The following is a 4,519-nucleotide window of genomic DNA, read 5'->3' on the forward strand; positions in this document are numbered from 1 at the left end:
CCAGCGGGTGGCGATCAAGCATGAATGCGCGCCCTTCGGCAATGCCAAGGCCCGCGCTGTGGTCTGGACCTTCCCCGACCCGGTGCCCTTGCACCGCGAACCCCTCTACACCAACCGGCGCGACCTCGTGGCCGACTATCCGACCTATTCGGACAGGAAGCTCTACCGTCTGCCGACCATGTATGCCTCCATTCAGGAAAAGGACTTCTCGGGCGACTATCCGATGATCCTGACCTCGGGGCGCCTCGTGGAATACGAGGGCGGCGGCGAGGAAAGCCGCTCGAACCCGTGGCTTGCGGAATTGCAGCAGGACATGTTCGTCGAGATCAATCCGCGCGACGCGAACAATCTGGGCATCCGCGACCGGGCGCAGGTCTGGGTCGAGGGGGCCGAGGGCGCCAAGGTCAAGGTGATGGCGATGGTGACCGAGAGGGTGGGCGAGGGTGTCGTCTTCATGCCTTTCCATTTCGGCGGCCATTATCAGGGCCAGGATCTGAGGGACAAATATCCCGAAGGGGCCGACCCTTACGTTCTGGGCGAAAGCTCCAACACCGCGCAGACCTATGGGTATGACAGCGTCACCCTGATGCAGGAAACCAAGTGTACCCTCTGCAAGATCAGCGCAGCTTAAGGAGAAACAGTCATGGCAAGAGTCAAATTCCTCTGTGACGCCGAACGCTGCATCGAATGCAATGCCTGCGTGACGGCCTGCAAGAACGAACATGAAGTGCCCTGGGGCATCAACCGCCGGAGGGTCGTCACCATCAATGACGGCACGCCGGGGGAACGGTCAGTCTCGGTCGCCTGCATGCATTGTTCCGACGCGCCCTGCATGGCGGTCTGCCCGGTCGATTGCTTCTACCAGTCCGAGGACGGCATCGTCCTGCATTCCAAGGACCTCTGCATCGGTTGCGGTTATTGCTTCTACGCGTGCCCCTTTGGCGCGCCGCAGTATCCGCAGGCGGGCAATTTCGGGTCGCGCGGCAAGATGGACAAATGCACCTTCTGCGCCGGTGGCCCGGAAGAGACGCATTCGACCGCCGAGTTCGCCAAATACGGACGCAACCGGATCGCCGAGGGCAAACTCCCGATCTGCGCCGAGATGTGTTCGACCAAGGCGCTTTTGGCGGGGGACGGCGACGTGGTGTCGGCCATCTACCGCGAACGGGTCGTGGCGCGTGGCTTCGGCTCTGGCGCATGGGGCTGGGGCACGGCCTATGACCAGAAGGCCGCCAACTGAGTTGTCCGAGTGGTGGTGGCTGTCAGTGGTCCCGTGGCGTGCTTGCGCCACGGGTGCCGCCACCTGACCGCGGTACCTGGAGACGAACATGACCCTTCGCAGCCTTCTTGCCGTTCTTGTTGCCTGCCTTTCCCTCTCATTGCCGCTATCGGCGCAGACCGACGACACCCGCGCCGCAACGGGCGGGGCGCAGACGCTTGAGGATATCCTTGCCCGCCAGCGTGGCGAGGTGGTCGATGACAGCGCCATGCGCGCGGCAACGGGGGACCCGGATTCTGCCGCCGGGATCGCCGAACAGCTCGGCACGCTCGGCGGGGCATCCGATCCCGATCTCTGGCGCGCTTTGCGCTACGGGTCGGCTGATATCACCGTTTCGTCCCGGTCGCCTGCGGCAGGCGTGATCATTCAGGATGGCGGCATGGAATGGCTGCAGTTCCGCGAGGGGCCCTTAGCGCATTACGGCGGCTATCTGCTCTTGGGCATGATCGCGGTGCTGGTTCTGTTCTTCCTCGCGCGCGGGCGCATCAGGATTGAGGGCGGGCGAACCGGCCAGACTATCCTGCGCTTCAATGCGGTCGAACGGTTCGGCCACTGGCTGATGGCTGGGTCGTTCATTGTGCTTGCCGTGACCGGGCTGATCATGATCTTTGGCCGCCTCGCGCTGATCCCGCTTCTGGGCAAAGAGGTTTACGCGCCAATCGCCAATGTGGGCAAATGGGCGCATAACAACCTTTCCTGGGCATTCATGGCGGGGCTGGCGATCGTCATTGTGGTCTGGGTCGTCGACAATTTCCCCAACAAGCACGACCTGAAATGGCTGGCCAAGGGCGGTGGGCTCTTCTCAAAGGGCGTTCATCCGCCCGCAAAGAAATTCAATGCCGGGCAAAAGATCATCTTCTGGTCGGTTGTGGTGCTTGGTGTTTCCATCTCGGCCTCCGGCCTCTCGCTTCTTTTCCCCTTCGAATTGCCGATGTTCGCCAAGACCTTCGCGGCGCTGAACGCGACCGGCCTGCCGCAACTTTTCGGCTTTGGTGAATTGCCGACCGTGCTTGGCCCGCATCAGGAAATGCAGCTGGCCCAGATCTGGCACGGTATTATTGCCTTCGTCTTCATGGCGATCATCATCGCCCATATCTATCTCGGCTCGGTCGGGATGGAGGGGGCCTTTGACGCCGTCGGCACCGGCGAGGTTGACGTGCAATGGGCAAAGGAACACCATGCGCTCTGGTACGAAGAGACGCGTGGGGCAGGCGGCGCGGATGCGCCGACCGAACCGGCGGAATAGGGGGGCGCGATGAAGGTCATGTTTGCCGCATTCCTTGCCGCCATCGTCATCGCGGTGGTTGCCGATCTTGGACTGCACCGCGCGGGCTTCTCGTCCCAGGAGGCGACGGCCGGGCCTTCGGTCCGGCTCGACTGAAGCGGGGAATGATTTGACGGAACTACGCCCCGGCGGGACACCGCCGCAAACGGAGGCCGAAGAGGTCGGGCCGAGCGCCATCGACCGTGTGCTGCGCCATGTCTCGATTCTGGTTGTCGATGACGAACCGGGAATGCGCAACTTCCTGATCCGCACGTTCGAGCCACGCTGCAAACGGATCGAGGCGGCAGGCAGTGCCGAGGAAGCCTCGCAACTGCTCGATACCCAGCATTTCGATCTGGTGCTTCTGGACAATGTCATGCCCGGTCAATCCGGCCTGGACTGGCTGAACGAGCAACGCCGCGTGGGGCTTTTCGCCGAGGCGATCCTGATGACGGCCTATGCCGATCTCGACACTGCCATTCATGCGCTGCGGGTGGGGGCCGCGGATTTCGTGCTGAAGCCCTTCCGCTCAAACCAGATCATCAACGCGGTCAATCGCTGCATGGATCAGCGTTACCTGCGCCGCGAGAATTTCCTTTTGAAATACGAATTGCGGGCAGACACACTGGCAGCACGCGGGCGGCTTATCGGCAATTCGCCCCGGATCGAGGCAGTGCGCCGCACTTTGGAACGCGCGGCCCCCCTGCCGACGCCGGTTCTTTTCACCGGCGAAAGCGGGACCGGCAAGGAAATCGCGGCCCGCACGCTGCATGCGATGTCCGACCGGGCTGAAAAACCCTTTGTCCCGATCAACTGCGCGACGACGACGCCCGACCATCTGGCCGAAGAACTCTTTGGCAAGGTCGGGGCCGAGGGGCGCGACGGGCTTTTGATCCAGGCCAGTGGCGGAACATTCTTTCTGGATGAGATCGCCGACATGCCGATGGCGATGCAGGGCACGCTTTTGCGGGTGATCGAGGATAACCGGCTGCGCCCGCATGGCTCTGGGCGCGAAATTCCGTTGAACCTGCGGTTTCTCTTCGCCTCAAACGCCGATCTGGGCCGCGCGGTGGCCGAGGGCCGGTTCCGCAAGGACCTCTATCACAGGATTAACGTTCTGACCGTCGAAATGCCGCCCCTGCGCGAGCGTGTCGGCGATATCGGTGAACTGGCGGAACTGTTCATCGGCAATATCGCCCGTCAGTTGGGCATGACGCCGCTGGTGGTGACCGAGGATGTACTGTTGAACCTCGCCCGCTATGACTGGCCCGGCAATGTGCGGGAACTCAGGAACCTCATCGAACGCTCGCTGATCCTGGGGGAGTTTCCGCCGGAATTCGCTGGCGGCCCCGATGCGGTCGGGATCGAACCGGCGGAGTCGCTTCAGGCGGTGGAGCGGCGGCATATCCTTGCCATTCTGGAGGCCTGCGGCGGCAACCGGGCCGAGGCGGCGCGACGGCTGGGCGTGTCGCGCAAGACCATCGACCGAAAATGCGCCCAGTGGAATGTCTGACGCGTCCCGCCGGGTAAGCTTCTGGCACAGCGTCCGCACGCGGATACTGGTCATCGCGCTGTTGCCCGCGCTGATCCTGTTGCCGATGGTGCTGGTCTATACGGTCAAAAGCTGGATCGACCGGCTGGACGATGTGCTGATCGACAAGGTGGCAGGCGAACTGACCATTGCGCATCAGCACCTTGCCGGTCTTCTGAACGGTCGGCAGGCGGGGATCGAAGCACTGGGGCAATCGGCCAGCTTTGTCGCCGCGCAGGAGAACGGCTCCGCACTGACGGCACTGCTGGAGGCGCGGCGGATAGAACTTGGTCTCGATTTTCTCTACTTTGTGGCAGCCGACAGCCCGGCCGATGCGGCACGTTGGCCGGTCGTGGCGGCTGCCTTGCAAGGGCGGGCCGGGGCCGAGATCGACATCTTCAGCGGCGAGGATCTGGCGTGGCTGTCACCTGCGCTTGCCGAACGG

Annotated in this window: 5 protein-coding genes and 1 pseudogene; all 6 read left to right on the forward strand. The window is 63.1% G+C overall.

The features are described from left to right. A partial coding sequence (locus WBB85_RS07555) for a formate dehydrogenase subunit alpha (RefSeq protein WP_432638013.1) occupies positions 1–631 on the forward strand: 631 nt, incomplete at its 5' end. A gap of 12 nt (positions 632–643) precedes the next feature. Continuing rightward, positions 644–1,240, forward strand: coding sequence for a formate dehydrogenase FDH3 subunit beta (fdh3B, locus tag WBB85_RS07560; protein WP_282365609.1), 597 nt, complete (start codon positions 644–646; stop codon positions 1,238–1,240). An 88-nt stretch (positions 1,241–1,328) separates the two neighbouring features. Beyond that, on the forward strand, positions 1,329–2,525 hold the full coding sequence (locus WBB85_RS07565; protein WP_432638014.1) for a formate dehydrogenase subunit gamma: 1,197 nt from the start codon (positions 1,329–1,331) through the stop codon (positions 2,523–2,525). Positions 2,526–2,534: 9 nt separating this feature from the next. Next, the gene (locus WBB85_RS07570) at positions 2,535–2,660 is read left to right on the forward strand and encodes a hypothetical protein (protein WP_432638015.1); all 126 of its coding nucleotides are present in this window, start codon (positions 2,535–2,537) and stop codon (positions 2,658–2,660) included. A 79-nt stretch (positions 2,661–2,739) separates the two neighbouring features. Continuing rightward, positions 2,740–4,056: a sigma-54-dependent transcriptional regulator gene (locus WBB85_RS07575; RefSeq protein WP_432638016.1), complete on the forward strand. Its 1,317-nt coding sequence runs from the start codon at positions 2,740–2,742 to the stop codon at positions 4,054–4,056. Continuing rightward, a pseudogene (locus tag WBB85_RS07580) lies at positions 4,049–4,519 on the forward strand (two-component sensor histidine kinase); the annotation flags it as partial. The gene WBB85_RS07575 and the pseudogene WBB85_RS07580, both read left to right, overlap by 8 nt.

The organism is Albidovulum sp. (genome assembly GCF_049646345.1).
Lineage (GTDB): Bacteria > Pseudomonadota > Alphaproteobacteria > Rhodobacterales > Rhodobacteraceae > Albidovulum.

Coding starts and splice junctions, on each gene's coding strand:
- fdh3B (WP_282365609.1), top strand. CDS start 644: ATGGCAAGAGTCAAATTCCTCTGTGACGCCGAACGCTGCATCGAATGC.
- WBB85_RS07565 (WP_432638014.1), top strand. CDS start 1,329: ATGACCCTTCGCAGCCTTCTTGCCGTTCTTGTTGCCTGCCTTTCCCTC.
- WBB85_RS07570 (WP_432638015.1), top strand. CDS start 2,535: ATGAAGGTCATGTTTGCCGCATTCCTTGCCGCCATCGTCATCGCGGTG.